Annotated in this window: 13 protein-coding genes; 4 read left to right on the top strand and 9 right to left on the bottom strand. The window is 55.5% G+C overall.

Going from position 1 to position 16,402, the window contains the following annotated elements:
• Window positions 1–91: 91 nt before the first annotated feature.
• From EDC27_RS14915 to EDC27_RS14900, 4 genes are all read right to left on the bottom strand, one after another.
• Window positions 92–1,645: an acyl-CoA carboxylase subunit beta gene (locus EDC27_RS14915; RefSeq protein WP_123291429.1), complete on the bottom strand. Its 1,554-nt coding sequence runs from the start codon at window positions 1,643–1,645 to the stop codon at window positions 92–94.
• Between the two features lie 165 nt (window positions 1,646–1,810).
• Window positions 1,811–3,289 (bottom strand): sigma-54-dependent transcriptional regulator, encoded by a 1,479-nt coding sequence (locus EDC27_RS14910; protein WP_123291428.1) that lies wholly within the window; start codon window positions 3,287–3,289, stop codon window positions 1,811–1,813.
• A gap of 97 nt (window positions 3,290–3,386) precedes the next feature.
• The gene (locus EDC27_RS14905) at window positions 3,387–4,910 is read right to left on the bottom strand and encodes a two-component system sensor histidine kinase NtrB (RefSeq protein WP_123291427.1); all 1,524 of its coding nucleotides are present in this window, start codon (window positions 4,908–4,910) and stop codon (window positions 3,387–3,389) included.
• 26 nt (window positions 4,911–4,936) lie between these two features.
• A complete protein-coding gene (locus EDC27_RS14900; protein WP_245994630.1) occupies window positions 4,937–6,277 on the bottom strand; it encodes a replication-associated recombination protein A in 1,341 nt (446 codons plus the stop codon).
• A 152-nt stretch (window positions 6,278–6,429) separates the two neighbouring features.
• Here EDC27_RS14900 and EDC27_RS14895 point away from each other — a divergent pair, with 152 nt between their 5' ends.
• Both EDC27_RS14895 and EDC27_RS14885 read left to right on the top strand, forming a co-directional pair.
• Entirely contained in the window at window positions 6,430–6,843 is a 414-nt protein-coding gene (locus EDC27_RS14895; protein ID WP_123291426.1) for a WxcM-like domain-containing protein, read from the top strand.
• A 229-nt stretch (window positions 6,844–7,072) separates the two neighbouring features.
• Entirely contained in the window at window positions 7,073–7,765 is a 693-nt protein-coding gene (locus tag EDC27_RS14885) for a phosphoribosylanthranilate isomerase (protein WP_123291424.1), read from the top strand.
• Window positions 7,766–7,793: 28 nt separating this feature from the next.
• On the opposite strand, the gene EDC27_RS14880 is transcribed toward EDC27_RS14885, so the two are convergent.
• The 5 genes from EDC27_RS14880 to EDC27_RS14860 form a co-directional block, all read right to left on the bottom strand.
• Complete coding sequence (locus EDC27_RS14880; protein ID WP_123291423.1) at window positions 7,794–8,498, bottom strand: ABC transporter ATP-binding protein; 705 nt, start codon at window positions 8,496–8,498, stop codon at window positions 7,794–7,796.
• Entirely contained in the window at window positions 8,491–9,264 is a 774-nt protein-coding gene (locus tag EDC27_RS14875) for an ABC transporter ATP-binding protein (RefSeq protein ID WP_123291422.1), read from the bottom strand. Before EDC27_RS14875 ends, EDC27_RS14880 begins: the two co-directional genes overlap by 8 nt.
• A 9-nt stretch (window positions 9,265–9,273) precedes the next feature.
• The gene (locus EDC27_RS14870; protein WP_245994629.1) at window positions 9,274–10,317 is read right to left on the bottom strand and encodes a branched-chain amino acid ABC transporter permease; all 1,044 of its coding nucleotides are present in this window, start codon (window positions 10,315–10,317) and stop codon (window positions 9,274–9,276) included.
• Window positions 10,318–10,338: 21 nt separating this feature from the next.
• Entirely contained in the window at window positions 10,339–11,232 is an 894-nt protein-coding gene (locus tag EDC27_RS14865) for a branched-chain amino acid ABC transporter permease (protein WP_123291420.1), read from the bottom strand.
• A 190-nt stretch (window positions 11,233–11,422) separates the two neighbouring features.
• Entirely contained in the window at window positions 11,423–12,553 is a 1,131-nt protein-coding gene (locus tag EDC27_RS14860; RefSeq protein WP_123291419.1) for an ABC transporter substrate-binding protein, read from the bottom strand.
• Window positions 12,554–13,591: 1,038 nt separating this feature from the next.
• Here EDC27_RS14860 and EDC27_RS14850 point away from each other — a divergent pair.
• Both EDC27_RS14850 and EDC27_RS14845 read left to right on the top strand, forming a co-directional pair.
• Window positions 13,592–14,926: a CoA transferase gene (locus tag EDC27_RS14850; RefSeq protein ID WP_123291417.1), complete on the top strand. Its 1,335-nt coding sequence runs from the start codon at window positions 13,592–13,594 to the stop codon at window positions 14,924–14,926.
• A 34-nt stretch (window positions 14,927–14,960) separates the two neighbouring features.
• Complete coding sequence (locus EDC27_RS14845) at window positions 14,961–16,385, top strand: CoA transferase (RefSeq protein WP_245994628.1); 1,425 nt, start codon at window positions 14,961–14,963, stop codon at window positions 16,383–16,385.
• Window positions 16,386–16,402: the final 17 nt, after the last annotated feature.

Raw genomic sequence — 16,402 nt, 5'->3', positions numbered from 1 at the left:
CGCAGGGCGGCCCTGATGGCCGCCCTGACAAAACAGCAACCCGCTTATTCCCTCAAAGAGTCGGCGTCCTCACGGTCCGGGTCTGTAAGGATTACGCGGGAATGTTGCCGTGCTTTTTGGGAGGCAACGCCTGCCGCTTGGTGGCCAGCAGCTCATAGGCTTCCACAAGGCGCCGGCGCGTTTCACTGGGCACGATGACTCCGTCGATGTAGCCTCGAGAAGCGGCAATGTAGGGATTATAAAGAAGATTTCGGTACTCTTCGATTTTTTCCTTTCTCTTGGCCTCGGGATCCGGCGCGGATTGAATTTCTTTTCGAAAGATGATGTTGGCCGCACCTTCAGCGCCCATCACGGCAATTTCGGCCGTCGGCCAGGCCAGAGCGATGTCCGCGCCCAGGTCCCTAGAACACATGGCCAGATACGAGCCGCCGTAGTCCTTGCGAATAATGAGGGTGACTTTGGGCACTGTGGCCTCTGAATAGCACCAGAGCAATTTGGCGCCGTGGCGAATGATCCCACCCCATTCCTGCTGCTTGCCGGGCAAGTATCCGGGCACGTCGGCCAGGGTCAGCAGAGGAATGTTAAAGGCGTCGCAGAAGCGAATAAATCGCGTGGCTTTGTCCGACGAATCCACATCCAGACAACCGGCCAATACCTTGGGCTGATTGGCGATAATGCCGATGGTTCGGCCGTTGAGGCGCGCTAGGCCCACCACGATGTTTTGCGCGTACATTTCATGGACTTCGAAAAAGTCGCCTCGGTCCACAATGGCCCGAATGACATCCTTGATGTCATAGGCTCCCATGGGATTATCGGGCACAATGGTATCCAGCTCGGGAACCAGTCGATACGGGTCATCGCCCGTGTCCACGATGGGCGGATCGTCCATATTGTTGTCCGGCAAAAAGCTGAGTAGCCTCTTGATCTCATCGATGGCATGCTTGTCGTTTTCGCAGGCAAAATGGGCCACACCACTTTTGGTGCTGTGCGCGATGGCTCCACCCAGTTCTTCATGCGTGATTTCTTCTCCAAGGACGGACTTGATGACATCCGGGCCCGTGATGAACATGTAACTGGTGTTCTTCACCATGAAGACGAAATCCGTCATAGCCGGGGAATAGACGGCGCCACCGGCGCAAGGCCCCATGATGGCGGAAATCTGAGGAATAACCCCGGAACTGATGGCATTGCGGTAAAAAATCTGACCGTACCCGGACAGGGCATCCACACCTTCCTGAATCCGAGCCCCTCCCGAATCGTTGAAACCCACAATGGGTTTGCCGGCTTTCAGGGCCAGGTCCATCACTTTGCAAATTTTGCGCGAATGCATTTCCCCCAACGTGCCGGCTCGAGCGGTAAAATCCTGGGAAAAGGCAAAAACCTGCCGACCGTTCACCAGACCGAAGCCCGTAATGACGCCGTCCGCAGGGATGTCCATCTTGTCCAATCCAAACAGGGTGCCGCGGTGTTTGACGAAGATGTCCAGCTCACGAAACGTTCCGGGATCAAAGAAATAATCTAGTCTCTCTCGCGCGGTGAGCTTTCCTCGTTGGTGCTGCGCCGAGACGGCTTTTTCGCCGCCCATCTCCTTGACCTTTGCTTCGCGCTCTCGCAGTTCCCTGATTTTTTCCGCCACCGTCTGCATAAGTGATTCTCCTATTGATTCTCGTCACATGGAGGGATTACCGGCCGCAGCCGTTTTGAGGCTTCGCGCAATTCTATTGGCTTACCTCACGATGTCAAGGACTTTACCAGATCCTTTCGCACTGTTTGGCTAAGAAGGACGGCCCATTTTCTGCCTCTTTCGTCATCACCTTTCGCGAACCGCAACGTACTGGCAGCTGCGTCCTTTGCCCATGCGCATCAAAAGGCCTCGATCCACCATGTCCGTGAGTTCCCGCAAAGCCTGGCGCTCGGAGACTTCATTAAGGCGAGCGTAATCCCGGTTGGTGATGTAACCCTGCAATTCAACAAGATCCAAAGCTCGAAGTTGACGCACGCGCTGCGGCCCCGGCGCCAGAACCCGTTCCGCGTCTCGTCGCTCGGAAGGTCCCTGAAAAGCCGCCGCTCCTTGCATTTCGGGCCGCGTTTTCGAAAAAGTGGAGAAGGAGTCCGGAGTGGGGCGCAGAACCTCGGAAGGCAGGTCCTCCGGCGTAATTTCGCGATCCGGGCAAAGGATCACCGCTCGCTCCATAACGTTTTCCAATTCTCGCACGTTGCCCGGCCAAGAATAGTTCAGCAGGGCGCGCAGCGTGTCGGCCCGAAGCCTCAGGTCCTCACGGCCGATTTGTTTCTGGTATTTTTTCAAAAAGTGATGCGCAAGAAGAGGGATGTCCGTCGTGCGCTCTCTAAGGGGAGGCAACGGCACATGAACCACATTCAGCCGGAAAAACAGGTCGGAGCGGAATCGGCCAGCGGCAACTTCTTCTTTGAGATTTCGGTTGGAAGCGGCCACGACCCGCACATCCACCTCCAGAGTTTCCGTGCCGCCCACCCGTTCAAACCGCATCTCTTGCAAAGCTCGCAGCAATTTGACCTGAAGCGGCGGTGACATTTCGCTGATTTCATCCAGAAACAGCGTGCCTCCATGGGCAAGCTCAAATCGACCCTTGCGCAGGCCGATGGCACCCGTAAAAGCGCCCCGTTCATGGCCGAACAGTTCGCTTTCCAGAAGATTTTCTGGAAGGGCACCGCAGTTTATCGAGATGAAAGGCCCGTTTTTTCGAGGGCTGTTGTAGTGGATCGCTCGGGCAATGAGCTCTTTTCCCGTGCCGGATTCCCCCGTGATGAGAACCGTGGCTTTGGTGGGCGCCACTTTTCGAATCAGCGCGTAGACCTTTTCCATGGGCTCGCTTTTACCCACAATGTTGTCAAAATGGTATTGCTCTTCCAGAATCTCTTTCATCTGCCGATTTTGGCGCACAAGCTGATAGTGTTCCACGGCCTTTTGAACGAGCACCTTAAGTTCTTCGTTTTCAAAAGGCTTGAGAATGTAGTGGAACGCTCCTTTTTTCATGGCTTCCACGGCTTTTTCCACCGTACCGAAAGCCGTCATCATGATCACAGGCAGGTCCGCATCGAAGGCCCGCAGCTGTTCCAGAACTTCCATGCCGTCCATACCCGGCATTTTCATGTCGGTGACCACTACGTCCAGATCGTTGTTTCGGGCCAGTTTCAAACCTTCCAGGCCGCTTTCCGCGGTGAACACGTGATGGCCCTCTTCGGACAAAAGATCCTCCAAGATGATCAAATAATTTTTCTCATCGTCGATGACCAAAACATTTCCCATGTCTCTGCATTCCCCATCATGATTCCAGGAGCTTCCTCAGGGTCGTGCGCCCACAGGGCGCCTTGCGTGAGCCTCCAGCCCTGTAGGTGGTGGGCCGTCATGCGCAGACTTCGCTGACGTCCTGGGCTTTAAGAGGCAATCGCACCACGGCGCTCGTTCCCCCTTCTGGGCGCGGCGCCAGCTCCACCGTGCCCTGATGGCCTTGAACAATGCTCAACACAATGGACAGTCCCAGTCCCGTGCCTTTCTCCCGCGTGGTGAAAAAAGGGTTGAAGATTTTGGGCAACACCTCCGCGGCAATTCCTGGCCCCGTATCGTTGATGCGCACCTCCAAAATGGGCTCTCGACGGCTGTCGAAGGACTTCAGGGATGTGGCAATCTCCAGCACGCCCCCCGACTTCATAGCCTGCACCGCATTGACCAAAAGATTCATGAAGGCTCGGTAAAGCAGATTGGCATCGGCGAGCGTGAGGGCGCCGCCGGTTTGATAGTCCCTTTCAATACGAATGTTGCACTTCTGACATTCCGCCTCCAGCACCATAAGGTTTCGCTCCAGAATGTCTTCCACACAGCAAGGCTCGAGCCTCAGATCCTTGGGTCGAGCAAAATCCAGGAATTCCGTGACGATATTGTTCAGCCGCGTGGCCTCTTCAGTGATGATCGCGGCCAGTTTTTTGCGCCGAGGATCTTCCGTGCGTTTTTCCAAAAGCTCGGCTGTGCTTCGAATAATGCCCAAAGGATTCTTGATCTCGTGGGAGACGCCCGCAATCATTTCGCCAAGCACCGCCAACCGCTCCGCACGATGCAGTTCCTCCTCCAACTTTCGACGCTCCCGAGCTCGAGCCTCCAGAATTCCTTCTGCCCGCCGTAAAATGGTCACGAGGGCGGCGAACAAGACACCCACAAAAACGGCCACGCTCCCGAAAATGATCACCTGAAACCGCGCGATGTTGGCCTGATCCGCCGTCACGTCCTGGGTGAATTCAAAGACGCCGATGATGCGCCCGCGCTTCCAGCTCAAAGGCAGCTCCACCCACATGGGCAGATAGGTGCGCATCTTTTGCGGCCCAATTGGCCAGGAAATGCCAAGGAAGGAAAGACGCCGCCCTTCCATGACGGAAAACATCTCGCCGGAAAGCGCTTTCTGAAAGGGTTCTCCCAGATCCTTCTTTTCGCCCAGGGGCGCGTCTTCTGTGCTGTAAGTCAAAATACCTTCAGTGTTGTAGATGTTCACGCTTTCCACAGCCAGTCCATGAATGGCATTTCGAACCACACGGTCCAGGCGCCGGTACTGCTCCTTACGGCTAAGTCGAATTTCGCCTTCCACGGCCAGAGTGACCGCCGTGAATTGGTAAAAAACCTGGGAGTTTAAGTTTTCCGCCGTCAGAAACGCATACTGCTCGCTCTTTTGCATGAGAATTTTTCTGGCTTTGTGGGACAGAAAGCCAGAAAGAAACACCGTGCTGATTAGGATGACCACGAGGCTGGAGACGGCCACGTACTTGACCAATCGAAACGGTTTTCCTTGAGCAGTGTGCGGGGAAAACGTCGCCTCGTTTTCATTGGGCTTCTTAATGGGCAAAGCCGTGTTTTTGAGTCGCCACGATTTCAAAGGAAACACGGCACTCCTTTTTCCACGTCTATGTCTCAGCTTTTTTGCTTCTTCACCAAGGCGCGACGCCGCTCCAGCGCCTCTTTCCACTTGCCTTCCCAACCCCGCACGCTGGGTTCAAAGAACACGCTGCCTTTCACAGTCTCGGGCATGTAAACTTCCGGAACCCATCCTTGAGGGTCGTCATGGGGGTACCGGTACCCTTTGCCGTATCCCAATTCCTTCAAAAGCGCCGTGGGAGCATTTCTCAGATGGAAGGGCACAGGATCATAGGGCGTCTTGCGCGCGCATTCTCGAGCCGATCTCAAGGCTTTGTAGACGCTGTTGCTTTTCGGCGCAAGGCTCACATACACCACAGCCTGAGCCAGGTGCAGTTCCCCTTCCGGGCTTCCCAGCAATTCAAAGGCGCGAACGGCGTTCATGGCCAACACCAAGGCAAAGGGGTCGGCAAGCCCCACGTCTTCGGACGCGGCCACCACCAGCCGCCGGCCGATGTAGAGGGGATCTTCTCCGGCTTGAAGCATGCGGGCCATCCAATAGAGCGCCGCGTCCGGATCGCCCCCTCGCAGACTCTTGTGAAAGGCTGAAATGAGATTGTAGTGCTCTTCTCCGCTCTTGTCGTAATGGGCAGGCCGTTCCATGACATCCAGCACGGCAGAAGCCTCCACGCGGCGTACGCCATCTGCCTGAGGAGGCGTGCTCAAAACAACTGTTTCCAATAGGTTCAAAGCCACGCGCGCGTCACCTCCAGCCGCCTGCACCAGAAGTTTCAATGCATCCTCCGTGAGCATAGGGCGCAGCAACCCCAGGCCACGCTCCGAATCGCTCAGGGCTCGCACGATGACTTGGGCAAGATCGTCCTCGGACAAGGGTTCCAGAATCAGAACATGGCAGCGGCTGAGCAGGGGACGAATGATCTCAAAGGAAGGGTTTTCCGTGGTAGCCCCAAGAAGATAAAGTGCTCCTTTTTCCACATGGGGCAAAAGAACGTCTTGCTGTGCTTTGTTCAGTCGATGAATTTCATCCATGAAGAGCCAGGATCGCTTGCGGGCCGAAGCCCATACGCGGCGCGCTTCTTCAACGGCTTGACGAATCTCCTTGGTGCCCGCCGTGACGGCCGAAAGGGCCATGAAATGCCCTTCCGTGTGAAGGGCAATGAGGTGCGCCAGCGTTGTCTTGCCGCAGCCCGAAGGGCCCCAGAGAATGAGCGACTGATAGAGGGATTGGCTCAACAGGCGATGGAGAATCTTGCCTTCTCCCAAAAGGTGCCGCTGGCCTACAAATTCATCCAGGCGGCGCGGACGCAGGCGATCCGCCAGCGGCGCCATCACAGACTTTGCGCTCAAAGGTTCAGGTTTTGAAGGCGTTTTGGACAAAGCGTTTTTCCTTTCCCATCACCGGTGGTCCCTTCAACTTATAAGGCATTTAAAAAGGGTTTCCAATAAGGCTCGTTTGTCCCTTGACAAGTGCTTGTCGACGTGCCACAGGAGCAACGCTCGGAAGAATTCCACAAGGCAAACCCAAGGACGTGAAAACTACCGTTCACGACGGCAAATTCATCGATCTACCCAAAATCATTGATCGACAATGGGCGATCATGCCTATTTACGGCGGAGTTCACCTTCCGTTCAGCATCCGGCGCGTTTATTTCCTCTACGACGTTCCGAGTGGCCAACACCGCGGAGGCCATGCGCACCGAAAACTGCAGCAGCTTTTCGTGTCTGTCATGGGAATCTTTGACATGGTTCTGGACGACGGATTAGGACGGCGGCGCATTCACATGGACCGCGCCTATTGCGAACTTTACGTGCCCCAGATGTTTGAGAGGGAGCTGGAAAATTTTTCGTCGAAAGGCATCGGCCTCTTCTTGAATTCTCTTTGCTTTGACCAATCGGATGACATTCGTGACGGCGAATGCTTTCGCTGGGAAAAAGCCCTATGAAAGTTCCGTTTCTGCACCTTCGAACAGCCCATGACGAACTGCCCGACGCCTTGGATGCCGCCTATGGGCGCGTGATGGTGTCGGGCCGCGACATTCTCGTGAAGGAACTTAAAGCCTTTGAATCGGCGTTCGCGACTTGTTGCGCTGTTCACTACTGTCCCTCGAGGGGAAATAGCCTCGGCACAGAACCTCCTCGACCACCCCTCGACACCAACGGACCCGTGAGGACGTGAAGCCCTTAACTTTCCGTGAGCCCATTATTCAGGTGGCGGGAATTCTCGATCTTCAGGAATGCCAAACGCTCGTGGACCTCGGCGTTTCCTGGTTGGGCTTTCCCTTGCGACTCACCGTGCATCGCCAAGACGTAACGGAGGAAGAAGCCGCCCAAATCATCGCTTCTGTGCCCCGTTACGTAACCCCGGTTCTCATCACCTATGAACACCGATGGCGCGAGATCCACGATCTGTGCCGATTCCTGAGTGTTCGCGCCGTGCAGTTGCACGGCCCTGTCGCGCCCGAAGAAGTTCGCCGGCTGAAAGAAGTTTGGCCGACGCTTTGGGTGATCAAAAGTGTCCTCGTCAAGCCGGGGGTTCGTGCCCAGGAGTGCTTTCAAGCCGTGGAACCGCTTCTTCCGTTCGTGGATGCGCTGATCACAGATACGGAAGACCCCGATACGGGAGCCTGCGGCGCTACGGGAAAAACTCATGACTGGTCTGTGAGCCGATGGATTGTGGAGCGCTGTTATAGGCCGGTCATTCTGGCCGGAGGGCTCACGGCCGAAAATGTGGCCGACGCGATTCGAACCGTGCGCCCGGCGGGCGTAGACGCGCATACGGGACTAGAAGATGCCTCTGGAAGAAAAGACCCTAAAAAAGTGGCCGCTTTTCTTCGGGAAGCACGGGCCGCCTTAGCCAATCTCTAAGGATCGCCTCGGCTCCTCAAAAAGTTCCTCACCCCTCGCCAAGATAGGCCTTGCGAACGCGTTCGTCCGCCAATAGGTCCTGACCCGTACCCTCCAACGTGATGCGGCCGGTTTCCAGCACATAGGCATAGTGCGCCACGTGCAACGCGGCCATGGCGTTTTGTTCTACGAGCAAGACGGTGGCCCCTTGCCCGTTGATGGTTTGAATGGTTTGGAAAACCTCTTCCACTACCAGGGGCGCCAGCCCCAGGGACGGCTCGTCCAGGAGCACCAGACTGGGGCGGCTCATGAGCGCTCGGCCCAGGGCCAGCATCTGCTGCTCCCCACCGCTCAACGTGCCGGCAAGCTGCTTGGACCGTTCCTGAAGGCGAGGAAAAAGGGTAAAAATCCATTCGAGATCTTTGCGAAATTCTCGGGCCGGGCGATTGTAGGCACCCAGTTCCAGGTTTTCTAAAACCGTCAGGTTGGGAAAAACCTTTCGCCCTTCGGGCGCCACGCCGATGCCGAGCCGAATGATCTTATAGGTGGGCAGCCTTGTGAGCTCGCGGTCGACAAATGTGATACTGCCTTGCTTGGGGCGCACGAGGCCCGATATGGCTCGAAGGGTCGTGGTCTTGCCCGCGCCGTTGGCTCCAATGAGGGTCACAATCTTCCCTTGGGGCACCTTCAGGTGAATGCCTTTCAGGGCATGAATGCCGTTGTAGTAGACATGCAAATCCTTCACTTCAAGCATGCTTGGGCTCTCCAAGATACGCCTTGATGACATCCGGGTGACGTTGGATTTCCGCGGGAGTCCCTTCTGCGATGGTGATACCGTAATCCAACACCTTGATGCGTTCGCACAACCCCATGACGAATTTCATGTCGTGCTCGATGAGAAAGATGGTCAGTCGATACCGGCTTCGAATGTCCCGTACCAGCTGAGCCAACTCCATGGTTTCTTGCGGATTCATGCCAGCAGCAGGCTCATCCAACAACAACAGCTTGGGTCGAGTGGCTAAGGCGCGGGCGATTTCCAGACGGCGCTGTTGGCCGTAGGGTAGGGCGCCAGCCTTTTCGTCGGCGAGATGTCCTAAATGGAGTTCTTCAAGAAAACCGCGGGCTTCCTTTTCAATGCGCGCTTCTTCTTTTCGGTGGGAAGGGAATCCCAGCATCGCCTTCCAGAACCGCGACTGGAGGGTGTGATGAAAAGAAACCATGACGTTTTCCAGGACACTCATGTCCGCAAAGAGGCGAATATTTTGAAAGGTACGGGCTATCCCCTGTGCGGTCACCACGTGCGGCGGGGCGCCCGTGATGTCTTTTCCATTCCACAGCACCCTTCCCGCTGTCGGCGTCAGGAATCCGGTGATCATGTTGAACACCGTGGTCTTGCCTGCGCCGTTGGGTCCGATGAGGCCCACCAGTTCCCCGGGTTCGATGACGATGGAAAAGTCCTTGACGGCCGTCAGACCCCCGAATTGCATGACCAGGTTATCGAGCCGAAAGAAATCGTTCATGCACAACACCTACGACTTGGTCTGCAGACGAAGCACCGCAAAAAACCGGTCCCAAGACAATTCGCTTCGCCCCATGATGCCCCGACGAGCAAAGACAATGACCACCATAAGAATGATGCTGAACAAAACCATGCGCATGCCGGGAATGCCTGGAATGGTAAAAAACCCGAAATTCATCGGGCTTTCCACGACGCGCAGAGCCTCACCGCCCCAGGCGAACAGCATCGCCGCGATGATGGAGCCACTAATACTGCCTAATCCGCCCACGACGATAATGATGAGCAAATTAAAGGTGAGAAAGAAGGTGAAGAGGGTCGGGGAGATGGTGGTGATGAGGTGGGCCAGCAACCCTCCGGCAACCCCCGAAAAAAACGAGCTGATCAAAAAAGCCAAAAGCAAGTGTTTGAAGGGATCCACGCCCATGGCCTTAGCGGCCGTTTCGTCTTCGCGAATGGCTTTGATGGCGCGACCATAACTGCTGTGAACCAGCTTGGTGATGACCACCACCGTGATGACGGCCACGCCCCACGACCACCACAGGGTTGTGTAGGGAGTGAGACCCTTGAGGCCCAGCGGTCCGTTGGTAACACTCTGCATGGCATTGCACAGCACACGGACCACTTCACCAAAACCCAGGGTCACGATGGCCAGATAATCCCCGCGTACACGAAAGACAGGAAAACTGATGACAAAGGCAAAAACTGTGGCCGTGATGCCCGCCGCGATCAAGGAAACGGCAAAGGGGACCTGAACAACGCTAAGGGGCCAAATGAGCGGTTCAATGATGAAACTCATCTGCTTTTCAGCCGGGGACATGGTTAGCAAGGCGGACGTGTACGCACCGATGGTGATAAAGGCGTTGGGACCCAAATGCAAGAGTCCGCAAAAGCCATTCACCAGGTTGTAACTCACCGCCAGGGTGATGAAGATGGCCATATTGTTGAGGATGCGGATTTGGTACTCTGACCCGTATTTTTCAAAAATGTAAAGAATTAGGCCCAGAACTACCAACAACAAGAGGTTACAGATCTTATTCCGTCTGGATGTGTTCATCATCAAATCCCTAGCATCCCATCATGTCTTGTCCGTAATGGGCTCACCCATAATGCCTGTCGGACGAAAAAGCAGCACAAGAATAAGGACCGTAAAAGCAAAAGCGTCCCGATACTGGGCCATTTGGGGGAATAGGGCCACGATGAGGATTTCTCCCAAGCCCAGTATGAAGCCTCCCACCACGGCACCCACAATGTTGCCGATACCCCCCAGCACGGCGGCAATGAAGGCCTTGAGCCCGGGAATAACCCCCATGAAAGGGTTCACCTGCGGATATTTCATGGCCCACATCATGCCGCCCGCCGCAGCTAAGCTGGAACCTAAAAAGAACGTGACAGCAATGATACGGTCCAGATTGATGCCCATGAGGCGCGTCGTTTCAAAATCCTTGGAAGCGGCCCGCATGGCTTTGCCGACCTTGGTTCGATGAACAATGTAGAGAAGACCCAAGAGGAGCGCCATCGTTAACAAGGGCATGTAGACGGTCAGAACCTGAACGCGCAGCCCCCATAAATCGATCACTTTGGCAAAGACATCAGGACGAGGAAAGCTCTTGGGCACACCGCCGATGAGAACGATGGCTAGGTTTTCCAGGAGAAAGGAGGCGCCGATGGCTGAGATGAGCAAGGAAATGCGGGGTGCCTCTCGCAGAGGTTTGTAGGCCACTCGGTCCAGTAGGATGCCAAACAGACCCGTCAAGACCATGACCAGAGGAAAACTCACCTGCCATGGAAGACTAAAAAGCGTCACCGCATAAATGGCCGTATAAGCGGCCACCATGAGCAGATCGCCGTGGGCAAAATTGATCAGCCGAAGAATTCCATAGACCATGGTGTAGCCGATGGCAACCAGGGCATAAAGGCTTCCCAGGGAAATGCCGTTGATGACCTGCTGCAGGAAGATGTTGATCGTCACGGAGCTTTCCTTTACGTCGTACACAAGGCATTACGCAAAAAGGAGCAGGGGGTACCATGCCCGCCCTGCTCCTCGATGGGTTCACGGGCTTCAGGAAACCCACGCCCGCGGTTTCCTTCCTCGCTCTTCCTCAAGGAGCTGTTTCCGCGTGAAAGCCGAACCGGAAACCAATGGGCGCTCGCCGGCACCTCTACGGGTTGACCGTGGTTACGTAAACGAACTTGCCGTCCTTGACCTTGTTAATGACCATGCTCTTGATGGGATTGCCGTCCTCCTGCATGCTGATGAGCCCCGAAACTGCAGGAAAATTCTTGATGGCCACCATGGCCTCGCGAATCTTGTCGCCGTCGGTGGAACCTGCCTTTTCGATGGCTTCCACGAGCAGGAAGTAAGCGTCGGCACCCAAAGCGCCAAAGGCGTCCGCTTCTTTGCCTTTTTTGGCTTCAAAGCGCTTGATGTATTCCTTGGCCAGTTCCGTGGAGGCCGCCTCCTTGTTGAAATGGGCGGTAAAGTACATTTCTTCCACAGCTTCTCCACCGATCTTGATCAACTCATCCGCCTGAGCCCCATCACCGGTGAGGATGGGCACATTGATGCCAAGATCCCGAGCCTGCTTGGCCATGAGGGCATCTTCCGTATAGTAGTTAGGAGCATAGATGATATCTGGGTTAGTCGCCTGCACGGAAGAGAGCTGGGCCGAGAAGTCCTGATCACCCGTCTGAATATAGGTGGTGGACACCACTTTGCCGCCCAGCTTGACGAATTCCTTGACGAAGAAGTTGGCCAGCCCCACACAGTAGTCCTGGGCAATGTCGATGATGACGGCAGCCGTCTTAGCCTTCAGTTCGTTAACCGCGAAACGGGCAGCCACTTCACCCTGAAAGGGATCGATGAAGCACGCACGAAAGGCATACCGCTTGCCTTGCGTTACCAGCGGGTTGGTTGCCGTCGGGCTCACTGAAACGATCTTGGCGGCTTCGGAAATGGGGTTGCCTGCCATGGTGTTGCCGCTGATGGCCTCACCGAGAATGCCCACCACCTTTTCCTTTTCCACTAGACGGCTCACCGCATTGGCCGCTTCGATCTTGTCACTTTTAGTATCCACAAGGACAAGCTCAATCTTTTTGCCCAAAACCGTCGGCTTGATTTCATTGGCAATCTGAATGCCATCCCATTCCATCTGACCGTAGGCCGCGACCGCTCCGGTCATGGGCAGATAGACTCCAATCTTGATGGTGTCCTTAGCCAACGCTGGTGCCGCCAAGGCAAAAGCCACGCCGCACAGCCCTGCCACAAAACTCAACCATCTCTTGCGTCCCATAAATCCCTCCTCGTGTCTCGTTGAAATCAACAAACTTCCTTACCACGCATCAAAACATTCTTCCAACACCCCAAGATCACTCACTGAAAAAGACGTCATGGTCTCTACTTGACTCGCCCGCATCTGTCAACCCAAAACCCGATGCCAAGGCCCTGCGGACGGCTTGAACCATGGGAAAGCTTCATGACACACAAACGGCGTGCATCACACGCTCAGAAGATTCTCGGTAAAAAGAGCATCGATTCCCCCTACGGCATCGTCCTCGCCCTGCAGACAGCAAGGAACACACGTGGAACTCATCAAACGGCTCATGATATTTTTCGCGCATCCGCAGGCCGCTGGAGCAACTCAGCGCCATCCCGTGCCCCTCAGCCTTGTCATTCCTGGGCGAGAAAAGCTCTGGATTTCCCCTTGCGCGGGAATGACCTCGCTCAATGGCTGCCCCACGGGCATGCACGTCGAAATTCCACTTCGCCGGTCGATAACAACCCCGACGGCTTCCGCCATGGGTAAAGCTGTGGAGATAACCGCTTGGGCGGGAATCACGGATTGTCCAGCGTCCTGTCATGCCCGCGAAAGCGGGAAACCAAAGTTACTGGCCTCCATGTCACTCCCGCAAAAGCGGGAGACCAGATTCATCATTGCCGTTGCGATTTTTTACCCTAGGACCAAGCCCCCGTACCGCGAGGCTGCGGTTCCCTCAAGACCCCTTCATCACCGGTGCCGAAAATCCGAGCGCCTTTCCGAGAAATCCTCCTTGACCCTGGCGAAGGAATTTTGCTAGAAGCAAACCTGATTCATCCTAAAAGACCGTTCGGGCGCACACGAGGGCTCCTCTTCGGTACCTTCTCCTTCGCCATCGAATCGTCTCGCGACTCTCGTACCTTCCTCCCGTTGACCCTGGACCGGTCATCATGTCCTGCGCTGCAGCGTTGACCCCGAGCGGTTCGAGGGCACCGTCCCGTTCCATCCCACCCAAGGCCGGCTCGAGGAATTCGGGCCTGAACATCGGTTCGCCAACCAAGAGGAGGTATCTGAATGGACCAAGGCAAATCGTATCAGGAGCGCATGAAAGAACTGTTCAATGTGGAAAATCTCTTTGGCAAACGAATGCCCCTGGAGGGCGTACGGGTCCTTGAGGTCTGCTCCGTGTTGCTGGGCCCGGCGTGCTGCGATTACCTGGCCGAATTCGGAGCCGAGGTGATCAAGTTCGAGGGGCAAAAGGGCGACCAGATGCGCTTTGTGACGCCTTACGCCTTTTTCTGGAAAAATATGTCGCCCGGGCTGGAGATTGAAAACCACAACAAATACTGGGTGGGAATGCACTTGGGCCATCCCAAGGCCAAAGAACTTTTCTTGGAGATGGTCAAAAAGGCCGACGTGGTGGCGGACAACCTGACACCGGGCCGCATGGCGGAATGGGGCTTAAGCTATAAGGAACTAAGAGAAGTGAATCCGCGCATCATTCAGCTCCACGTGTCCGGCTATGGCAGCTGGGGACCGTGGACGGGGCGAACCAGCTATGATGCCGTGGCCCAAAGCATGGGCGCCCTTTCGTCCATTACGGGCTTTGAAGGCCGAGGACCCATCAAGTCGGGGGTTTGGATCGCCGACTGGATCACGGCCTTGATGTGCGCCGTGGCCATTATGGCCGCCTTGAACTATCGAGAGCGCACAGGAGAAGGCCAGTTCATCGACTACATGCAGGTAGAAAATGTCATTCGCTTTCTGGATTGGACCTGGCTCTACGCCTACCTTACAGGAAAGGATCGCCCTCGATCCGGCAACCGCGACCTGGCCGTGTGTCCGTCGGATCTTTTCGACTGCACCGACGGCTGGATCGCTTTGGCCGCCTTTGATGATGCCTCTTTCAAAGGTCTGTGCCAGGCCATGGGCCGTCCGGAACTGTACCAAAAATTCGCCGACCCGCTGGAGCGGCTTAAGGACGAAAACGCCCGAGAACTTTTGCAGATCATCGACGCCTGGACACGTACCAAGAAAGTCGAAGAAGTGGAAGCCCTGGGTGCCCAATACGGCTTTGCCGCATCGCGGGTCATCACGGCCAAAGACGCCTATTACCGCCCTCACTATCGCCAACGAGGCACCGTGCAAGAATACGAAGACGCCCTTTACGGGCCCATGGTTCAGCAAGTGTACCCGCCGCGCATGAGCGAAACACCCAGCCGGATTCTGTGGGGGTGTCGTCCTCTGGGGTTTGATAATGAGTACGTGCTGACCAAACTTCTCGGGCTTCCCCACGACGAAGTGGAAAAGCTCAAAGCGGAAAAGGTCATTTTCCAATGGAACCCGGACATACCCTCTCATTGTCCGCCGCCCGATTGGGATGGCAAGAGCGGACTGAAACTGGCCTAGCAGGGACTGAACCAGGTGACGCAGGAGGACGAGTATGACGGACAAGAAACGGGGACCTTCGGTTTATGATGATATGTTCGATGACGACGCCCTGGCGGCCATGCTCAAGGAAGACAAAACCATAGTGGGTCTTGCCATCAATGAACAGTATGCCAAATGGGCTTATTGCGAAACGAATCCCAAAGACACGTTTCGAAAACCCGAAGCCTTGGACGACATGGTGGTCCTGGATGTGAGCTACGCCCATTTCGGCGCTTTGTACGCCTCGTCCATCTTGGCGGAATTCGGCGCGGAGGTGATTCGCATTGAACCGCCGGCAGGGGATCTGGCCCGCAAGATGACGCCCTACGGCATCATGGTTAAGGACACGGGTTTGGCCTATCTGACCGAGGCGAGGAACAAGTTTCACATCACGCTGAACTTGGAATCTGCCGAAGGCCAGGCCATGTTTCGTACTCTGGCTTCCAAGGCCGACGTGGTCATCGAAGGCTTTAAACCGGGGTATATGGACCGTCTCGGTCTCGGCTATGAGCAGCTGAAGGCCTTAAATCCTGGGTTAATCTATTGCGGGATGCACAGCATGGGCCATTTTGGGGAAGATTCGGAAAAATTCAGCAACCAGCCCGACTACGACATCGTGGCCCAGGCGCGCGGCGTCATCATGTCCGTTACCGGCGAACCGGATCTGGACCCTGAAGTGCCCCCCGAATACAAAAGGCCCCTCAAATCCGGTAACTGGATGGGTTGGTATGTGGGTGGCGCCTGGGCGGCTTTCGGTATTCAAGCGGCCATGCTGGTTAAAAGGCGCACCGGAAAAGGGCAGTTCGTGGACTGCTCGCCGCCCGAAGGACTTCTCTCCATTTCCAACTACCTGATGCAGTACTACCACATGAGCGGCAACGAAATGCCTCGAGCCGGCAATTACGACTACGCCGTCTTTCCCTACACCTATGTGAAGTGCAAAGACGGGTACACCTTTATGTCTGGGTTTACGGATCCCAACTGGGCCGCTCTGTGTGAAATCATGAACCGGCCCGATCTGCAAAAGATGTTTCCCACCATCAAGGAACGGCTGACGCCGGAAAACCAGCCAAAAATCCAGCATGAAATTGAAAAGTTTACCGAAAACTACACGTCGGAAGAAATCCTGCAAATGCTCACCGAATACAGTCGGCGCCCCGACAAAAAGGGCACCGTGGTGACGGGACGACTGGAAACCCCCACGGATGTGCTGACCCGTGAGCACTGGCGGGTACGGGAAACTTTTGTCAGACGCAAAGATCCTTACTACGGCGAACTGGTCATTCAGAATTCATCCTTTAAGTCCATGAGCCGCACGCCGGGGCGCATCAAGTGGATCTGCCGCCCTGTGGGTGGGGACAACGAGTTCATCTACCAAAAGTATCTTGGCCTCGGGAAAGGCAAGCTACAGCAACTTAAAGAAAAAGGCATCATCTAAAGCCCTCGGCGCGCAAG

This window comes from Desulfosoma caldarium, from assembly GCF_003751385.1.
Taxonomy (GTDB): domain Bacteria; phylum Desulfobacterota; class Syntrophobacteria; order Syntrophobacterales; family DSM-9756; genus Desulfosoma; species Desulfosoma caldarium.
The sequence above is the reverse complement of the archived record's forward strand: the minus strand, read 5'-3'. Positions and strand labels throughout refer to the sequence as shown.